This window comes from Undibacterium sp. TJN25, from assembly GCF_049339885.1.
In the GTDB taxonomy this organism is placed as follows: Bacteria; Pseudomonadota; Gammaproteobacteria; order Burkholderiales; family Burkholderiaceae_D; genus Undibacterium.
In genome coordinates, this window is sequence record NZ_JBMPPM010000002.1 from 490,416 (window position 1) to 507,575 (window position 17,160).

The 17,160-nt window shown below is 57.2% G+C and carries 16 protein-coding genes; 8 read left to right on the forward strand and 8 right to left on the reverse strand.

The window, feature by feature from the left end:
* Positions 1–8: 8 nt before the first annotated feature.
* Both ACO0LO_RS05940 and ACO0LO_RS05945 read right to left on the reverse strand, forming a co-directional pair.
* On the reverse strand, positions 9–1,340 hold the full coding sequence (locus ACO0LO_RS05940) for a sensor histidine kinase (RefSeq protein WP_422963275.1): 1,332 nt from the start codon (positions 1,338–1,340) through the stop codon (positions 9–11).
* 98 nt (positions 1,341–1,438) lie between these two features.
* Entirely contained in the window at positions 1,439–1,693 is a 255-nt protein-coding gene (locus ACO0LO_RS05945) for a hypothetical protein (protein WP_422963276.1), read from the reverse strand.
* A 376-nt stretch (positions 1,694–2,069) separates the two neighbouring features.
* Between ACO0LO_RS05945 and dusA the strand changes: the two genes are divergently transcribed.
* From dusA to ACO0LO_RS05960, 3 genes are all read left to right on the forward strand, one after another.
* On the forward strand, positions 2,070–3,056 hold the full coding sequence (gene dusA / locus ACO0LO_RS05950) for a tRNA dihydrouridine(20/20a) synthase DusA (protein ID WP_422963277.1): 987 nt from the start codon (positions 2,070–2,072) through the stop codon (positions 3,054–3,056).
* Between the two features lie 16 nt (positions 3,057–3,072).
* On the forward strand, positions 3,073–3,525 hold the full coding sequence (locus tag ACO0LO_RS05955; protein ID WP_422963278.1) for a copper chaperone PCu(A)C: 453 nt from the start codon (positions 3,073–3,075) through the stop codon (positions 3,523–3,525).
* 336 nt (positions 3,526–3,861) lie between these two features.
* Entirely contained in the window at positions 3,862–4,419 is a 558-nt protein-coding gene (locus ACO0LO_RS05960; protein ID WP_422963279.1) for a hypothetical protein, read from the forward strand.
* Between the two features lie 42 nt (positions 4,420–4,461).
* Here ACO0LO_RS05960 and ACO0LO_RS05965 read toward each other — a convergent pair whose 3' ends face one another.
* Together ACO0LO_RS05965 and ACO0LO_RS05970 are read right to left on the reverse strand one after the other, a co-directional pair.
* Positions 4,462–4,875 carry a VOC family protein gene (locus ACO0LO_RS05965; RefSeq protein WP_422963280.1) on the reverse strand — a complete coding sequence of 138 codons (414 nt, stop codon included), beginning with the start codon at positions 4,873–4,875 and terminating at the stop codon, positions 4,462–4,464.
* 70 nt (positions 4,876–4,945) lie between these two features.
* A complete protein-coding gene (locus ACO0LO_RS05970; protein WP_422963281.1) occupies positions 4,946–5,869 on the reverse strand; it encodes a LysR substrate-binding domain-containing protein in 924 nt (307 codons plus the stop codon).
* A gap of 118 nt (positions 5,870–5,987) precedes the next feature.
* On the opposite strand from ACO0LO_RS05970, the gene ACO0LO_RS05975 reads away from it, so the two are divergent.
* From ACO0LO_RS05975 to ACO0LO_RS05990, 4 genes are all read left to right on the forward strand, one after another.
* Positions 5,988–7,055, forward strand: a complete 1,068-nt coding sequence (locus ACO0LO_RS05975; protein ID WP_422963282.1) for an alkene reductase — start codon at positions 5,988–5,990, stop codon at positions 7,053–7,055.
* Complete coding sequence (locus ACO0LO_RS05980) at positions 7,052–7,975, forward strand: NADP-dependent oxidoreductase (protein WP_422963283.1); 924 nt, start codon at positions 7,052–7,054, stop codon at positions 7,973–7,975. The genes ACO0LO_RS05975 and ACO0LO_RS05980 overlap by 4 nt, the downstream gene beginning before the upstream one ends.
* A gap of 266 nt (positions 7,976–8,241) precedes the next feature.
* Entirely contained in the window at positions 8,242–9,228 is a 987-nt protein-coding gene (locus ACO0LO_RS05985) for a GlxA family transcriptional regulator (protein WP_422963284.1), read from the forward strand.
* Between the two features lie 314 nt (positions 9,229–9,542).
* Entirely contained in the window at positions 9,543–9,881 is a 339-nt protein-coding gene (locus ACO0LO_RS05990; RefSeq protein WP_422963285.1) for a DUF3817 domain-containing protein, read from the forward strand.
* Positions 9,882–10,003: 122 nt separating this feature from the next.
* On the opposite strand, the gene ACO0LO_RS05995 is transcribed toward ACO0LO_RS05990, so the two are convergent.
* From ACO0LO_RS05995 to ACO0LO_RS06010, 4 genes are all read right to left on the reverse strand, one after another.
* Positions 10,004–10,342 carry an ArsR/SmtB family transcription factor gene (locus ACO0LO_RS05995; protein WP_422963286.1) on the reverse strand — a complete coding sequence of 113 codons (339 nt, stop codon included), beginning with the start codon at positions 10,340–10,342 and terminating at the stop codon, positions 10,004–10,006.
* 40 nt (positions 10,343–10,382) lie between these two features.
* The gene (locus ACO0LO_RS06000) at positions 10,383–10,895 is read right to left on the reverse strand and encodes a hypothetical protein (protein WP_422963287.1); all 513 of its coding nucleotides are present in this window, start codon (positions 10,893–10,895) and stop codon (positions 10,383–10,385) included.
* 169 nt (positions 10,896–11,064) lie between these two features.
* On the reverse strand, positions 11,065–12,924 hold the full coding sequence (gene ilvB / locus ACO0LO_RS06005; RefSeq protein ID WP_422963288.1) for a biosynthetic-type acetolactate synthase large subunit: 1,860 nt from the start codon (positions 12,922–12,924) through the stop codon (positions 11,065–11,067).
* A 244-nt stretch (positions 12,925–13,168) separates the two neighbouring features.
* Positions 13,169–16,018 carry a 2-oxoglutarate dehydrogenase E1 component gene (locus ACO0LO_RS06010; RefSeq protein WP_422963289.1) on the reverse strand — a complete coding sequence of 950 codons (2,850 nt, stop codon included), beginning with the start codon at positions 16,016–16,018 and terminating at the stop codon, positions 13,169–13,171.
* 317 nt (positions 16,019–16,335) lie between these two features.
* Here ACO0LO_RS06010 and mug point away from each other — a divergent pair, with 317 nt between their 5' ends.
* Positions 16,336–17,130, forward strand: a complete 795-nt coding sequence (gene mug / locus ACO0LO_RS06015; RefSeq protein WP_422963290.1) for a G/U mismatch-specific DNA glycosylase — start codon at positions 16,336–16,338, stop codon at positions 17,128–17,130.
* The last annotated feature ends 30 nt before the right edge of the window (positions 17,131–17,160 follow it).

Consider the following 17,160-nt stretch of genomic DNA (forward strand, 5'->3'; position numbering starts at 1 on the left):
ATAGCAGATTAGTTGGCTAACTCATAAGGAATCTCAATAGTAACGCAAACTCCGCTGGGTTGATTAGGTGTAATAATCATTTGGCCCTTTTCTTTGTAAATAAGCTTCAGGCGTTCGCGGATATTTTGCAGGCCAAGTCCGGTGCCATTGCTCGGCACTGCGCCAAATCCCAGGCCGTTGTCGGTCACCGATACCCGTAATTTATTGTGCGCCACCTCGGCATGGAAACGCAGCGTGCCGCCTTCGGCCTTCACTTCCAGCCCGTGCTTGATGGCGTTTTCCACCAGCGACTGCAACATCATCGGCGGGAAGGAGGCGCTGCGCAGACCTTCCGGCATGATGAATTCCACTTCCAGCCTTTCTTCCATGCGCATTTTCAGCAAGTCCAGGTAGGATTTGACCATGTCTGCCTCGCGTCCCAGGTTGGTCACCGATGCATTCTCGCGCATCTGCGGCAATACGGCGCGCAAATACTGGATCAGGCTGCGCTGCATCTTGGCGGCGCGTGGCGGGTCGGTTTCTATCAGATACTCCACCGATGCCAGCGTGTTGAACAGGAAGTGCGGTTCCACCTGTGCCTGCATCATCTGCATCTGCGCTTCGCTGACCTGCCTTAGCAGTGATTCGCGTTCCGCCGCCGCATTAGCGACCTTCGCGTTTTCCTCAGCGCGGGCCTTGCCGCCCAGCAGGGCTTTCATGCCGAACAGGCCTACTACCAGCAGCACTACAAAATTGCCGAACCAGCGCGAGGATTTCTTCTTGTAGCTTTTTACTTCCTCGTCGGCCGCATCGGCCACTGCATCTTCAATCTCGTTGCTGATTTCCTGTGCCACTTCCGGCGGCAGCTTGATATGAATATCGTCGCCTGCCTTCGGCATTGTCGTCGGCGCTGCCGGCGGTTCCGGATTGGCTGGCGAAGCTTGCGGCGCGGCATTGGGCGCAATGTCAGGCTCGGCATCACTGGAATCGGCTGTGCCACCCTTGCGGACATGAACACCGTTCTGGTCGATTTCTATTTGTTTACTATTCGCATCCGGGCGGTTCTTGCGGATATGAATACCGGTGCCGTCGATTTCCACATTGCTGTCGCCATCGGTGATGGTTTTCGATTTACTGGCTTTTTTGTTTGCCTTTTTCTTGGTGACGACAACGCTTTCTTCTGCAGAAAACAGCGTGTCCTGCAAAATGGCCCCTGCCGTCATCGCCAGGATCGCAAACAGAAAAAATTTCCACCATGACAATTTTGTTACCCATGCCAGGGTTTTATCAAAAGCAATGCGTAATCCCTGCTTGAAATTGCCTGCGGCACGCTCTAAGGATTCGACGGTGTTCGGGTTCATGATGATTTTTTATTAATTGCGGTAATTTTCTATAACTTGCCAGTGTAGCTTACAGTAGCAAGTCTGCGTTCTTTGCTTGCAACAACGGCGGCTTCGCTTCAGGTCAGAACCCGGAAATGCTTTTTCGGCAATGGCGCATTGTGCGTCGACAGCAGATTTTCTATCTGGTCGATGCGAGCCTTTTCAGCGGGCGTAAGGCGCTTGGCGCTGATCACCACGGTTTGTACGTCGTCTGCACCGGTAACATGGACGGGAGTAGCTGCCTGCGGTGCGGCATGGGCGCTGAATGCAAAAAAAGTCACAGCCATCAGGCTGGCGAGGGTAAAAGCTTTGCTTGCGGCGGCGTTGTTCATTTTGGGCTCCCATGCTGACGGTTCGGTATGCTTGCACTGTAATGAAAGCCTCCCTGTTTATCTATTGCCTTGCGACAGTCTGCATGTTTGGCGGGACAGAATAGATAAAAGCTGCGCTGGTCTGAATAGAAAACATCACGGCAGCCGCGGTGGGGCCGGCGCGGGCTACTGGCTCCAAGGGTGAAAATTATATAAATGTTATTTTCGGGACTGGGCGCCGCACGTTGTGCCGCCGTCACAGCGGGCAGGCCTGCGGACTATCGGGCTGAGCAGGGCGCAACGCGGTACAATGTCGGATTACAGAATTTTGATGTGCAATCACCTTTTATCCGTGAAATCTACTGCTTTGCCTTCGCGCCGTTTATCGGTTGCTCCCATGATGGACTGGACGGACCGGCACTGCCGCCAGTTCCACCGCCAGATTACCCGCCATACCTGGCTTTACACTGAAATGGTCACCACCGGCGCCTTGCTGCACGGCGACGTGCCGCGCCATCTGGATTTTAACCAGGAAGAGCACCCGATTGCGCTGCAACTCGGCGGCAGCGAGCCGTCCGACCTCGCCAAAAGCGCAAAGCTGGGCGAGCAATGGGGCTATGACGAGATCAACCTGAACTGCGGCTGCCCGTCTGAACGGGTACAGAAGGGCGCTTTCGGCGCCTGCCTGATGGCGGAGCCGGCGCTGGTGGCCGATTGCGTGAAGGCGATGAAGGATGCGGTGGATATCGATGTCACCGTCAAGCACCGCATAGGCATAGACGATGTCGAGTCCTACGATTTTGTGCGCGACTTTGTCGGCAAGATTGCCGATACAGGCTGCACCACGTTTATCGTCCATGCGCGCAATGCGATACTGAAGGGCCTGAGCCCGAAAGAAAACCGGGAAGTGCCGCCGCTGAAATACGACTACGCCTATCAGTTGAAGCGCGATTTCCCGCAACTGGAAATCATCATCAACGGCGGCATCAAGACGCTGGAAGAAATCGACCTGCATCTTGAGCACCTGGATGGTGTGATGCTGGGGCGCGAGGCTTATCACAACCCCTACATCATGTCGCAGTTCGACAGCCGCTATTACGACGACGATGCGCCGTACAAGTCGCGCCGCGAAGTGATCGAGGCGATGCTGCCCTACATCAGCGCGCAACTGGAGCAGCACGGTCCCGGCAAAGGCAGCGGCGGTGGATTGAAGCTGAACGGCATTACCCGCCACATGCTGGGCCTGATGACAGGCCTGGTCGGCGCCCGCGCATTCCGGCAGACCCTGTCGGACAGCAAGAAGCTGGCGTCCGGCGATCCGGCGCTGCTGCTGGAAGCGCTGCAGCGCATGCAGGGTATCTCGGATTACGTGTCCCATGTTTGATATTGAAAAGGATAAGATGAAAACAGTATTGAAATTCTTGTTCACCGGCAGCGTGCTGGCTGCCAGCCTGGCCGCCCATGCGGAAACGGTCGTCAAGGACGCCTGGGTGCGCGCCACCGTGCCGCAGCAGAAGGCTACCGGCGCCTTCATGAAGATACTGGTGCCGCAGGATGCGCGCCTGGTGGAAATCCAGACGCCCGTGGCGGCGATCGCCGAAGTACACGAGATGAAGATGGATAACAACGTGATGAAGATGCGGCCAGTGGCCGGTCTGGAACTCCCGGCGGGCAAAGAAGTTGAGCTGAAGCCTGGCAGCTATCACGTGATGCTGATGGGCCTGAAGGCGCAGGTGAAAGAGGGGGACATCGTGCCGCTGACACTGATCATAGAAGGCCGCGACAAAAAACGTGAAGCGGTTGAAGTCAAAGCCAAAGCCAGGCCCTTGAACAGCGCCGAAGGAAAAATGTAGCATGGATTTTCTGGGCGCAGGCAGGCCGTTTTTGGCATGGATGTAAAGATCCATGTAAAGCCTGCGCACCCTCTGTATCCACAAAGTACAAGGTCGTAATAAATTGTAATAACGCTCAGTGAGACAGGGGCGCGGAGCTATATTGTCAACAGCTTCACTGCATGCTCCTTCATCTCACTGCGACAGTGAGTTTGCCTACGTAGAGATTACGTAGGCATTTTTTTTGGGTAAACCAACAATGGCGAATAACGAAAACCGTGCGCGTTTTTCTGCCATTTTGCTGCCATTCACCGCGAAACGAACACGGCCACCTTCCCCAATTTGATACCAAAAAAAATGACACTGAAATTCGCTGCACGCAAAAAAATATCCATGATTGCCTTCGCGCTGGCCTGCACTTTGACGGCGTCTGCCCATGCCGCCTCCGTCATGGACGTCAAACTGGAAAGCCTGGTTCCGCGCATGGGTGAAATCAAAAGGTCCCTGAACCTGAATCCTAACCAGCAAACTCTATGGCAGCAGACCGAGAGCAAGACCAACAGCATCCTGCATGCGCGGGATATCCGGCGCGAGCATCTGCAGGCGGAGATCGGCCAAAGGATGGACCAGAGCGGCGGCGAGCTGCGCGACCTGGATAAACTGGTCGATGCCGAAGAAGATGTCTCGCTGCAGGAGGCGAGGCAACTCAGGGAATTGTGGCTGACCATGAACGATGCGCTGGACGACAACCAGCGTCAGATTGCACAGGGCTTCCTGGCGGAGCAATTACGCCGCCAGACAGAAGGCCCGGTAGATTCTAGCCATGCCAAACCGGCAGCCGATGCGCCCAAGCGCGGCATGGGCAGGAAAGGCGGCATGGGCGGCGGTAGCATCGGAGGAAGCGTAGGCGGCTAGAAAGGCACCGGTTCCACGCAGTTCCTGCGTCGCCGGGCAGGTTCAGCCCGCAGGCCAGGGAGCGCCTTTCAGCTCTACCGTGTTGCCTTCCGGATCGGCGAGGTAGATGGAAGGGCCTTCGCCTTCTGCGCCATAGCGCGATCCGGCATCGCCGGCTTCCACGCCGAATGCGGCCAGATGATGGCGGATCGCTGCTTCATCATAAGCTTCCACGCGGAAGCAGAAGTGATCCATATTCCTGCCTTCCTTGCCGGGTGCCGCGCCGCCCATTTTTCCCAGCTTGCCATCCAGGCTCACCAGGTCCACCAGCGAACTGCCGGCCCGCAACTGCACGAGGCCGATTTCATCCTGTCGGCGCTCTATGCTGCATCCCAGCACTTCGCAATAAAACCGTATCATGCTGTTCTGGTCTTTCACCCGCAGCACCAGGTGGTCGATTTCTCGTATATGGATCATGGCATCTACGGATAAATAAAAAATAAAGTATAGACCACATCAGCGGTCCGTATAAATCCACTCCGGTGTTTTACTGCTTGCGGCGGACCGGCGGCGCTGGCGCGGTGTCATTCCAGCGCGCCTTGATAAAGTCGATGAACAACCTGGTCCTGGCAGGTAGCAGACGGGTTTCCGTAATTGCGTGCACCTGTACCGGTGACAAGTTCCAGTCTGGCAGCACGCGCCGTAGCTGGCCGGAGGCGACGTCTTCTCGCGCCAGCTCCGTATCCAGTACTGCGATGCCCACTCCCAGCTTGGCCAGCGCCCGGCTCAGGCCCACGCTGTTCATTGCAAAGCGCGTCGGCACGGTTACCTCCACGCTTTCTTCGCCGCGATACAGCGTCTTTTTTCCATCCGGCTGCCGCAGCCCCTGGCCTATGCACAGCACGTGATTGACCAGGTGGCTGGGATCGGCCAGCGGCGGCGCGGTTTTCAGGTAGGCCGGCGATGCGTACAGGTAACGCGGCAAGAGCGCAATCTGGCGCGCCACCAGCATCGAAGGCGCGGTGGGCGGCGGTCCGATGCGGATGGCCAGGTCGAAAGGCTCGGTCTGCAAGTCGACGCGGCGCGGCGTCAGGTCAAACTCAAACGCGATGAGTGGATAGGCCTGCGCAAAATCAGCCAGCACAGGCGCCAGATAGCCGGTCGCAAGATCCACCGGCATCGATACCCGCAATGTGCCGCTGGGACGTTCTGCAACATCCAGCAAGGCCTCGTGCGCAATGCGCGCTTCCTCGACGATGCTCTGGCAGCGTTTGAAGTACACCTCGCCCGCCTCCGTCAGCTCCACTTTGCGGGTGGAGCGGTGCAAGAGCCGCAGGCCGATCGCTTTTTCCAGTTCCGAAATATTGCGCGACAGCGTGGAATTGGGCATATCCAGCGCCTCTGCCGCGCGGCGGAAATTCCGGGTACGGGCGACCTCGACAAACAGGCGCATGTAGTTCAGCACTTCCATCGCAGCTTCCTTTGTGGTTGATTGCTCCAAATATGGAACAGTGTTTTCGATTATACCTATTTGTTCCAAATTCGGAACGATATACGATGAAGGCTCATTAACAGAAAAGGAAATCCAGATGAATATCCTCTCTACACCAACGCCTCTAGGCCGCTATACCTTGCGCAACCGTCTTGTCATGGCGCCGATGACGCGCTCGCGTGCAGACAATGACACCGGCGTGCCGTCTCCGCTGGCGGCAACTTACTACCGCCAGCGCGCCGGCGCCGGGCTGATCATTACCGAAGGCACACAGCCTTCTGCAATGGGGAAAGGCTATGTGCGCACGCCAGGCATCCACTCGGCGGAGCAAGTGCAGGCATGGAAAGAAGTGACGGATGCGGTACATGCCCAAGGCGGCCGCATCTTCCTGCAACTGATGCACTGCGGGCGCATTTCCCATCCCAGCCTGCTGCCGGACCAGGCAACGCCGGTAGCGCCTTCCGCGATACAGCCTGCGGGCAAAGTGTTTACCGCCAGCGGCCCGCAAGACCTGGTGATGCCGCGTGCGTTGATGACTGCAGAAATTGCCGGCATCATCGCGGATTACCGCCTAGCCACCAGGCACGCGCTGGAGGCTGGGTTTGACGGCGTGGAGCTGCATGCGGCATCCGGCTATCTGCCGGAACAATTCCTGTCTTCCGGCACCAACCAGCGCAATGACCAATACGGCGGCTCGCTGCCCAACCGCGCACGCTTCATCCTGGAAGTGCTGGCAGCCATGGTTGCGGAAGCCGGCGGCGACCTCGTCGGCATCAAGATCGCGCCTGAAATGAATTTCAACGATATCCACGATGCCGCGCCTCAGGAAACTTACCGCTACCTGGTGGAACAACTGTCACCACTGAAGCTGGCGTATCTGCACGTAGCAGTTTATAAGACGGAGTTTGACTACCACGGCATGCTGCGGCCACTGTTTGCCGGCGCTTATCTGCAGGGTGGCGGCTTGAGTAGGGATAGCGCCGCCGCGGCGCTGGAGGAAGGGCGCGCCGATGCCGCCGTGTTCGGCAGCCTGTATCTTGCCAATCCCGATCTGCCGCAGCGCTTTCTGCAAGATGCGCCGTTGAATACGCCGGACAGGGACAGCTTTTTCTCGCCCGGTGCCCAAGGTTATACCGATTACCCAAGCCTGGAGCAAACAGCATGAACCGCGCACTGAGAATCCACCAATATGGCAGCGCAGATGCTGCAAAGATAGACGCAGTCCTCGTACCCTTGGCCGCAGCGGGTGAGGTTGTGGTGCGGGTCCACGCGGCCGGTGTCAATGGCCTGGACTGGAAAATCCGCGACGGCACGCTGCAACAGGTCTTCCAGTTGCCCTTGCCGATCACGCTGGGCATAGAATTGGCCGGCGAGGTAGTGCAAACCGGCAAGGGCGTCAGCGGTTTCAAGGTTGGCGACCGCATCATGGGGGCTTTGGGAGGATTGGGCGCGTATGCAGACCACGTGGCGGTTGCGGCAGACAAGCTGGCACTGATCCCTGCCGGACTGGACGAGATACGCGCCGCGGCCATACCGGTGGCGGCGCTGACGGCATGGCAGGCATTGTTTGAGACCGGCCGGTTGCAGACAGGGCAGGCGGTACTGATCCACGGCGCTGCCGGCGGCGTAGGCAGTTTTGCGGTGCAATTTGCCCGGCGTGCCGGCGCGCGTGTGATCGCGACTGCGCAAGGAGTCAATGCGGCTTATTTGCGCGCGCTGGGTGCAGACCAGGTTGTCGATTACCGCAATACCGATTTTCGCGATCACGTACATGACGTGGATTTGGTTCTGGATCTGGTTGGCGGTGCAACGCTGGCTGACTCCTGGCAAGTGCTCGCGGCAGGCGGCAGGATAGTCAGCACCGCTGCGCCCGAGATTGTCGCTACGGCGCCTTCTGGCAAGCTAGGCTTTTGGTTCCAGATGCGGCCCGACGGAAGCAGGCTGGCCGAGATCGCTGCCCAGGTAGCTGCAGGAAAGCTGAAGGTGGAAGTGTCCGAAGTCGCCACCTTGGCAGATGCACCTGCCGTCATAGAGAGAAACAAGACCGGGCATGGCCCCGGGAAGGCGGTAATCCGGTTTATATAGCATGACTGCGCATATCCTCGGCTGTCGGAACCGCTTTGCTATATCCGGCAGGCCGAAGCCGAGGTAAACTAGCATCGGTAAATTTCAGACAGGCCGTGGCGGCCCGGCATGCATAAAACAGCCTCAGGCAAGAGTTCCGGTGATAAACCTGGCAGGCCTGGACTGAAGATCTGAGCCAGATTGACCGGAAAATATACGGTCTTCACAGGGCCGATTGAAAAAGGCTGTCTCAGAAATAGATGCCGCAGGAGAATAGGAATAATGCGATGAAGTTGACTTTGGTTGTTTTCGATGGAGTGCAGGCGCTTGACGTGGCCGGGCCGCTGGATGTTTTTGCAGAGGCGAATCTTTTATTGCCGAAGAAAGACCATTATGAAATCACTCTTGTCGGGGAGCACCCCGGCAGCGTCGTGTGCTCGAGCGGAATGGAGTTCAAGGTCCATTGCGATTATCCGAATTTCCATTCGGAAAGTGACCTGCTGCTCGTTGCCGGAGGCCCAAGAGTGCCGGAATACAAGCCGGATCTTGCCTTCCTGACCTGGTTGAAAGAGCGGGCGCAGCGTGCCGGCAGGTTTGGCGCCGTATGCAACGGCGTATTTTTACTGGCGCACGCCGGACTTCTGGCGGGCAGGGAAATTACGACACATTGGGACCACGCGGAGCGGCTCGCCAAACAGTTTCCCTGTGCAAATGTCAGGCCGGACAAAATATTTGTCCGGGATGGAAATCTGTTTACTTGCGGCGGGGTCACTGCCGGAATCGATTTATGTCTGGCATTGGTTGCCGAGGACTGGGGGCATGAGCTTGCCGTGAAGGTAGCGAAGCGCCTTATTGTGTACATTCGCCGGGACGGCGGGCAGTCACAATATAGTCCTTATCTTGCAGTCGGCCCTGACGAGGATTCCCTGGTCGCCAAGGTCTTGAAATATGTCACGGACCACATCAGCGATGCGTTGACCATTGAGGGCATTGCCGACGCAATAGGAGTCAGCCGGCGGACGTTTTCGCGTGCCTTTGCAAAGCATGCGCATGTAACACCGTCTGTTTTTGTAGAACAGGTTCGCATAGATTTTGCACGAAAGCTGCTGGAAGAAACGGATATTCCGTTGAAGACGGTCGCCTTCAGATGCGGGTTTCACAACGCGACACAGATGAGGATGATTTTTTCGCGCCAGCTGGACACTACGCCCAAACTGTATAGAGAGCGCTTTCGCGCGGACGATGCTCCTCGCGTAGAGCTTGCCGTGCTATAAGCGGCAGGTGTTGCGCTGCCGCTAGCTTAGCGTTATTTAAGGCACTCTCTCAGGCGGCACACCTGCCTGTGCTTACAGGGCACTCGGCGCGTATTCATTCCATGCCGTTCAATACGGCGATCTCATATCCTGCCTTCCTGTCGGCCTTCTGTTGCCACCTGTTCTGCAATCCAAGCTGATTTCGGTTCCGGTAACGCTGAGGCTCAGGTGCGGCGCGCGGTGAAAGATCCTGGCCGAAAACAGCGCAAGATTGGCCGCTTGATCTGATTGCCCACGTTCACAATGGAGGCCCTGATATCGAGTATTGACACATCATGAACCGAGACCTTGAGTTTCTTAAGCTGTTGCGAATTCTTGCAATGATTGAGGCAACGACGCTGATTTTTCTGCTTGGCATAGCCGTTCCGGCGAAGCATATCGGCGGCTACGGCATGGGTGTGTCTGTGATGGGCCCGATTCATGGCGTGGCATGCCTGATGTATGCGTGGGTCTTGCTTGCCACGGCGTCCCTGGGAATGTGGAAGAGCAAAGAGCTTTGGCGCCTTGCGTTAAGTCTGGTCATTCCGTTCGGCGGCTTCGTCAACGCAGCCTGGATTGCAAAAACAGCCGATGGCGCGGAACTTTTCGCAATGAAGGCGACTGGCGGCCTGTAGTCATCAAGCGAAAAAGAAGTGCATGTCATCTGCAGCGCATGGCCCTCGCGGCGTCGACGGTTCGCGCGTTTGCAATGCGGCCATGTTTAACGCCCTCAGGCGCCAAAGGACAGCGTAATCTGCTACAGCTGGCGCTGCATTTCTTCAAGGAAGGCTTGTACCGTCTTCTCATTTCGTTTAAAGAAGATCCATTTCCCCTTGCGGTGCAGGGAAACCAGGCCGGCCCGCTGTAAAGCAGCCAGGTGCGACGACGTGGTTGACTGGGATAAGCCCGACCGCAGGTTGATCTCGCTGGCACATACGCCATCTTCCAGTGGATGTTCGGGGGACGAGAAATTACTTTCCGGATTCTTTAGCCAGGCCATAATGTCGCGCCGCGCGGGATTGGCAAGGGCCTTCACAATTTCATTTATATTCATGGTGTCTGAGGTTGAACTAGGATCTTCTTTATTACCCGGCATGGCTTTGCCTGTTCTTTGGAGTGTCGGCTTGCACAAACCTTTAGTGCTCGGCCATCGCATGCTTAGGCACCAGTTGCTCCATTAAATCCTCCGGTATGGAGTCGGCGCAAAGGACAATAGCGCTTGCCATTTCTTCCAGGCTTCGATAACCGCTAGCGCCCTCAGCCACAAAACGCTGGCGCGCCTTCTGCCGGAGCATTTCCTGCATGCTAGCGGAAGCGGGATTGCTTTGTGCACTTTCCGCCAGGCCACGGTGGTTGATGACGGTCGTCAGGTTGAGCCCGTTACCGGTAAAAACCACCTTGAAAGGATCGAATCCGGCCGCCAGCGAGTAGGCAAGGAATTTTTCATGGAATTCTGCATGCTGCATGCCGTCCAGCGCCAGCAGATGGAATGAAAGCCCTTTGCCCTCGTTATAAGCCGACGCACCGGCCTTGGCCAGGGCTTCCAGTTCCATCCAGGGAAATCTGGAAGGATCATCCTGCCAGCGTTCCTCCAGATACAGGTAATCACCTATCAGGCGATTGATGTCTTGCGTTGCTGTCGTTTCCATGTTGCTTCTCCTTTGGTCGGTACCAGGGAACTACATTCCATGTCTGATTGTAGGCATAGCAGCGCTTGAAAGACATCTCCGCCTGTTTCCGCGCGGGGCCAATTGACATCCGTTTCGGGTCATTTCTTGCTGGCAAGCCTCAATCAAGAGGCATGCCGCATCCCGGACCTCAGAACAGGTCCGGCAACTCCTGTGCCTGGGTGGCGCGCCCGGTGTCTGCAGACTCCTTGCGGCGAGAGGGAATAAAATCCCCTGTGATCATGTTTTCATAGGTCTGGCCAGGCCCGACCATGGGGAATACATCGGCATTCTGGTCTACCATGACCTCCAGGAATGCCGGCCCGTCAAAGGCCACAAAATCTCTCAGCGCCTGCTCCAGCAATTCTTTCTTTTCTATCCTGTGGGCAAAGCTGAAGCCATCGGCCTGGGCTGCCATGACAAAATTTTTGCGGTGCAGGGACTTGTCGCTGACACAGAAACGGTCTTCGAAAAAAAGACGCTGCCATTGCCTGATCATGCCGTCGCCAAGATTGTTCAAAACCAGGATTTTGACCGGGACGTCGTAGGTCGTGGCTGTTTCCAGGTCGCCGATATTCATCCGGATACTGCCGTCACCGTCGATATCGATTACCAGAGCGCCGGGACATGCCAGTTGCGCGCCGATCGCCGCCGGAAGCCCGAATCCCATGGTTCCCATGCTGCCCGACGTCAGCAGGCTGCGAGGATTTTTAAATTGATAATATTGGGCAGCCCACATTTGGTGCTGGCCTACCCCCGTCGAAATAATGGCTTGCCCATCCGTAACTTCACTGAGCTTTTCTACAACGTATTGCGGCTGGATGCCCGGATTCGCCCTGTCGTAGTTCATTGCATATAAACGCTTTGATTCAGCGATGGTGTCCAGCCAGGAGGAGGGTGAATGGTATCCGGCATCACCGAACTCCATCAGCGATAGCAGCGTGTTACGCGCGTCGGCAACATGGCTCCAGTCTGCCTTTTTCACCTTGCCGATTTCCGCCTCGTCAATATCGATGTGGGCGATATACCGGGCGTTCGGCGCGAATCCGGCCGGGCATCCCGCGACGCGATCGTCGAACCGGGCGCCGACGGCGATCAGGAAGTCGCAATCCTCGACGGCATAGTTGGCGCATGCCATGCCGTGCATGCCGAGCATGCCCAGTGACAGTTCATGGCTGGCGGGAAAAGCGCTCATGCCCATGAGCGTCTTGACGACCGGGATGCGATAACGCTCGGAAAAACGGATCAGCTCCTGCGTTGCTCCGCTGGCGATGATGCCGCCGCCGGCATACAGCAATGGACGCTTGCTTTGGGCCAGATGTTCAAAAAACGTTTTTCGCTTGGCAGCGCCGAGTGTTGACCCCTGTGCAATGGCTTGCAATCTTTCCGAATATCCGCGGAAGTGCAGCATCCCTTCGCCTTTATAGACACCTTTCCAGTTCTGGATATCCTTGGGTATATCCACAACGACGGGGCCTGGCCGGCCGGAACGGGCAATATCAAAAGCAGACCGCAACGTTGACTCCAGCTTGGCAGGATCAGTGACCAGGAACACCTGCTTGGCGCAGGCAGACATGATATTGAATACCGGCGCTTCCTGGAACGCGTCCGTGCCGACGGCAGAGCGGGGCACCTGCCCGCAAATCAGCACGACGGGCACCGAGTCGCCGTTGCAGTCGGCGATCGGCGTTACCGCATTGGTTGCTCCGGGCCCCGATGTCACCATGAAGACGCCAACCTTGCCACTGGCGCGCGCATAGCCGGCGGCCATAAAGCCGGCAGCCTGTTCATTGGCAGGCACAATCATCCTGATCTGGCTCTCCGGGGCCAGTGCGCGTTCTTCATTAAAGCGAAAGACGGCATCATAGGTGGGCAGGATGGCGCCGCCGCTGTAGCCGAACACGGTGTCGACGCCTTCGTCGCTCAGTACGCTTAAAATAATATCGGCGCCGGTCATTGTTTTGCCGGCAAGAGGGGAAATCCCCGGATTGGTCTGAATGGTCTGGTCCATACTTCACTCCTTGAAAAAAATGAATACGTCGCCCTTGCAGCGCCATGGATGGACGCCACAAAGGACAACGTAAAGGAAAGGAAGCAATATGTGCGGATGGCGCGACGCGCGGTGAAGATGGTAGGTGCCGCCATCAGATAAATTCACCGCTTTGCATTACCTGGAACACATCCCCGCGACCAGCTGGTAAGCAGGCGAGGGGATGCTGGTGCTCGTTGGTGCTCGTTGATGCTCTTTAGTGCTGTTACTGCTGATTGCCTGTGAATGCTCTGGCGACAAGCGCTGTCTGCTGTGCGATGTGCATGGAGCGGTAGCCTGGGGCAGTAGAGGCCATCGCCGGACGGGTAGAGTCACGCAGTACGGCATTTGCGGGTAAAACCGTCCTCAGATCTTCTTCAATGGCTTTCCATGCGCCCTGGTTCCGGGCTTCTTCCTGGGCCCACACCACCGTGCGGACGTTTTTATACAGCGCCAGTTCGGTAGCTAACTGTTCGGCTGGGAAGGGATACAGCTGCTCCAGGCGAACGAGGGCGGTATTGCTGATGCCTTTGGCACGGCGGTATTCCAGCAATTCAAAGTACACCTTGCCGGAGCTGACGATGACTTGCTCGATATTGCCGCGGTCCGCCGCATCGATGGTGGAGTCACCGAGAACAGGCTTGAATTCTCCGCTTGCCAGCTGATCCAGGCTGCTGACCGCTTCAGGATGGCGCAGCAGGGACTTGGGCGTCATCACGACCAGCGGGCGGCGTTCGCGCAGCGTTGCCTGCCTTCTCAGCAGATGGAAGAACTGCCCCGGTGTTGTTGGCTGGGTCACCTGGATGTTTTGCTGGGCGCACAGCTGCAGGTAGCGTTCCAGTCTGGCGGATGCATGTTCCGGGCCTTCTCCCTCCTGTCCATGCGGCAGGAACATCGTCAGGCCGCTGGTCTGGCCCCATTTGGCTTCGCCGGCAGCGATGAAGTTGTCGATGACGACCTGGGCGCCGTTGGCAAAATCGCCGAACTGCGCTTCCCAGATGACCAGCGCATCTTCCCTTACCGTTGTATAACCATACTCGAATGCCAGTACCGCGGCTTCGGACAGGATGGAGTTGTTGACCGTGAACCGGGCCTGATCCGCGCTGATGTGTTCCAGCGGGATATACCGGCCTTCGCCGCGCGCTGCACGATTCTGGCTATTCAGCACTGCATGCCGATGGCTGAATGTGCCGCGTTCGGAATCCTGGCCACTGATGCGTACATCAATGCCGGATGCCAGCAGCGACGCAAAGGCCAGGTGTTCGCCCATGCCCCAGTCTATCGGTTTAGCGCCGTTTGCCATTTCGCGGCGGCCGGTGATCACTTTTGTCACCAGCGGATGCAGGCTGTAGTTTTGCGGCACTTCGGTGATATTGTGTGCCCACCCTGCAACCTCTTCCCGAGAAGGCGCCTTATAGCCGCTTGCCACCGCGCTATTTTTGGTCTTTTTGCTTCCTTTACTGCCAGCTGCCACTGCGCGCGCTGCGGATGCGGTTTCTGCCTCAGTCTCGGGCTGTGCGTTGGCCAGTTGTTCGCGATAGGCATTGCCATAGTCTTCCACTTGCTCGGGCGTGACGACCTTGTCATCCACCAGCTTCTTGGCATAGATTGCCCTTACGCCCGGATGGCCAGCGATGGAGCGGTACATCAGCGGTTGTGTGATGTTCGGCGTATCTTGCTCCTGGTGGCCGTGGCGGCGGAAGCAGACCAGGTCGATGACGACGCTCTTCTGGAAAGTTGCGCGGTATTCGACCGCCAGACGGACAGCAGCGACAACGGCTTCGGGATCGTCGCCATTGACATGCAACACTGGCGCCTCGATCATTTTTGCAATATCGGTGCAGTAGAATGTGGACCTGGTTTCACCGGGATCCGATGTGGTAAAACCGATCTGGTTGTTAACAACGATATGGATGGTGCCGCCGTTGCCGTGGCCTTTGGTGGAGCCCAGATTCATGGTTTCCATGACGATGCCCTGGCCGGAAATCGCTACGTCGCCGTGAATTTCCACCGGCATCACGGCGCCATCGCCGACTACGCCGAGCGCCTCTGCTCTTGCTCGTGCGATACCCTGGACGACGGGGTTGACGATTTCCAGGTGGGAAGGATTAAACGCCAGTAAAACCTCGACTGATCCGTGCGGGGTTTCCATCTTTCCGGTAAAACCCTTGTGATATTTGACGTCCCCGGCTGGCAGCAGGTGCGCTGTCTTGCCGTCAAATTCGTCGAAAAGCGCCTGGGGCGGCTTGCCGACCGTGTTGACCAGTACATTCAGGCGGCCGCGGTGCGCCATCCCGACAACGATGCTTTTCAGGCCGTGGGATGCACCGGCCAGGATGAGCTCGTCCATCAGCACGATAAGGGATTCTCCTCCCTCAAGTGAAAAGCGTTTCTGGCCGACATAACGGGTATGCAAGTACTTTTCCAGTCCTTCGGCAGCGGTCAGCTGCTCCAGGATGTGCCGCCGCTGCTCAGCCGACAGCGATGGCCTGGCCCGTGTCGATTCCAGGCGCATCTGCCACCATTGGCGCTGGGCCGCGTCCGCCAGGTACATGTATTCGGCACCAAGCGTGCCGCAATACGTATCCTCCAGTGCATCCACGAGATCTTTCAGGGATGCGGTGTCGTGTTCCCAGAAATAGGTATCCGCCGTGCTGAAGTTCGTTGTCATGTCCGTCGCCGACAGGCCATAGAACGCCGGCGTCAGATCAGGAACGTGCGGAGCAGGGGTCCATTGCAGCGGGTCAAGGAAGGCGCCGCGCGTGCCGACCATGCGGTAAGCCGCAATCAGCGATTGCACGGCGACCTGTTTTTTTGCCAGCTGCAAAGGATCGCCGGTAATAGCGGCAGGCCGCGCATGCTTGGCCAGTTCAACAAAGCGGTCCACGACCGGTGCGTGTGCGACATCGCCCTTGTTCGAGCCATCCACCGCAGGGACGCCCTGCAGCGCCTCGAAATAGCCGCGCCACTCTGGCGTCACCGTGGAGGGATCGGACAGATACATTTCGTACAAACCCTCGATATAGGGAACGTTTTCTCCAAACAGGAAGGAGGTTCTTCGGTTCTGCATCATCATGATATTTTCATCCTCAGCCAGGCAAGCTACCCGGCGTTTAACGTAAAATTTCAAGGCCGCATTTGTGTTTTTAGTTCGCCGTTTCCATGTCGGGGCGTGCACCACTCGCGTGAGGTCTTGCGTTTGTTGATGTCGCTAGTATGGGTTTGGTCCGGTTTAAAAGAAATTGCCGGATGTTCCTGTCCGGGGCCAAATCATGTCTGTTTCGGGCCATGGTGTTTTTGGCATCGCAGCCTGATGCGAAGCTATGGGAGACGCGTTTGCAGCTACGCGTGCCGGATGGCCTCAAAGCGAGCCTGATTGACCGGTAAGCGCATATGCCGCCGCTTGTGGCGTTGCTTGCCGGCGCGCATAATGCTTGTGGAGAAGGGCTTGTCTTCTCCATGATTTTCAAGAGGTTTTTTATGTTTGCGCCCCATCCGCCACAACCGCTGCCCGATCTGCTCGGTCTTGGTCTCGATATCGTTTTTTGCGGCATCAATCCCGGTGTGTCCGCAGCGGAGCATGGTCATCATTTCCTGGGGCGGGGCAATCGCTTCTGGCGGGTACTGCACCTGGCTGGCTACACGCCGGAGCAGATAGCGCCTGAAGACGACGGCGATATACTGCAATACCGCTATGGACTGACCACGGCAGTTGGGCGGGCGACCGCAAACGCAGGCGAACTGGCGATTGATGAATTTACCGCCGCGCAGCAGCAGCTGACAGAAAAAATCGAACGGTATGCGCCGCGCTACATTGCGTTTCTCGGTAAGGTCGCGTATGCGGCGATGTCGCACAAGCGCGTGCTTGACTGGGGGCCTCAAGCGGAGCTGTTTGGCGGTGCATCGGTGTGGGTGTTGCCAAATCCCAGTGGATTGAACCGTTCGTTCAGCGTCGATGACCTGGTGTGCGCCTATGGTGAGCTGCTTCAGGCTGTCAACGGTGGCGACGTAACGCTGTCGGGAAGATCTGCAGGGCTGTGGCAGTCCGATATGTACACGCAGCGCTTAAAGCCACTGCGTGAGACGCATCAGGCAGATTCTGGCAAAAAAAAAAATCTTCCTGAAGGCCGACAAAAAGAGAGTGCCGTGTTCGCGCCATTTTTTGCGGTCTCTCCCTGGTGGCTGTAAGATGCTGTTCCTGTGCAAGCACATACAATG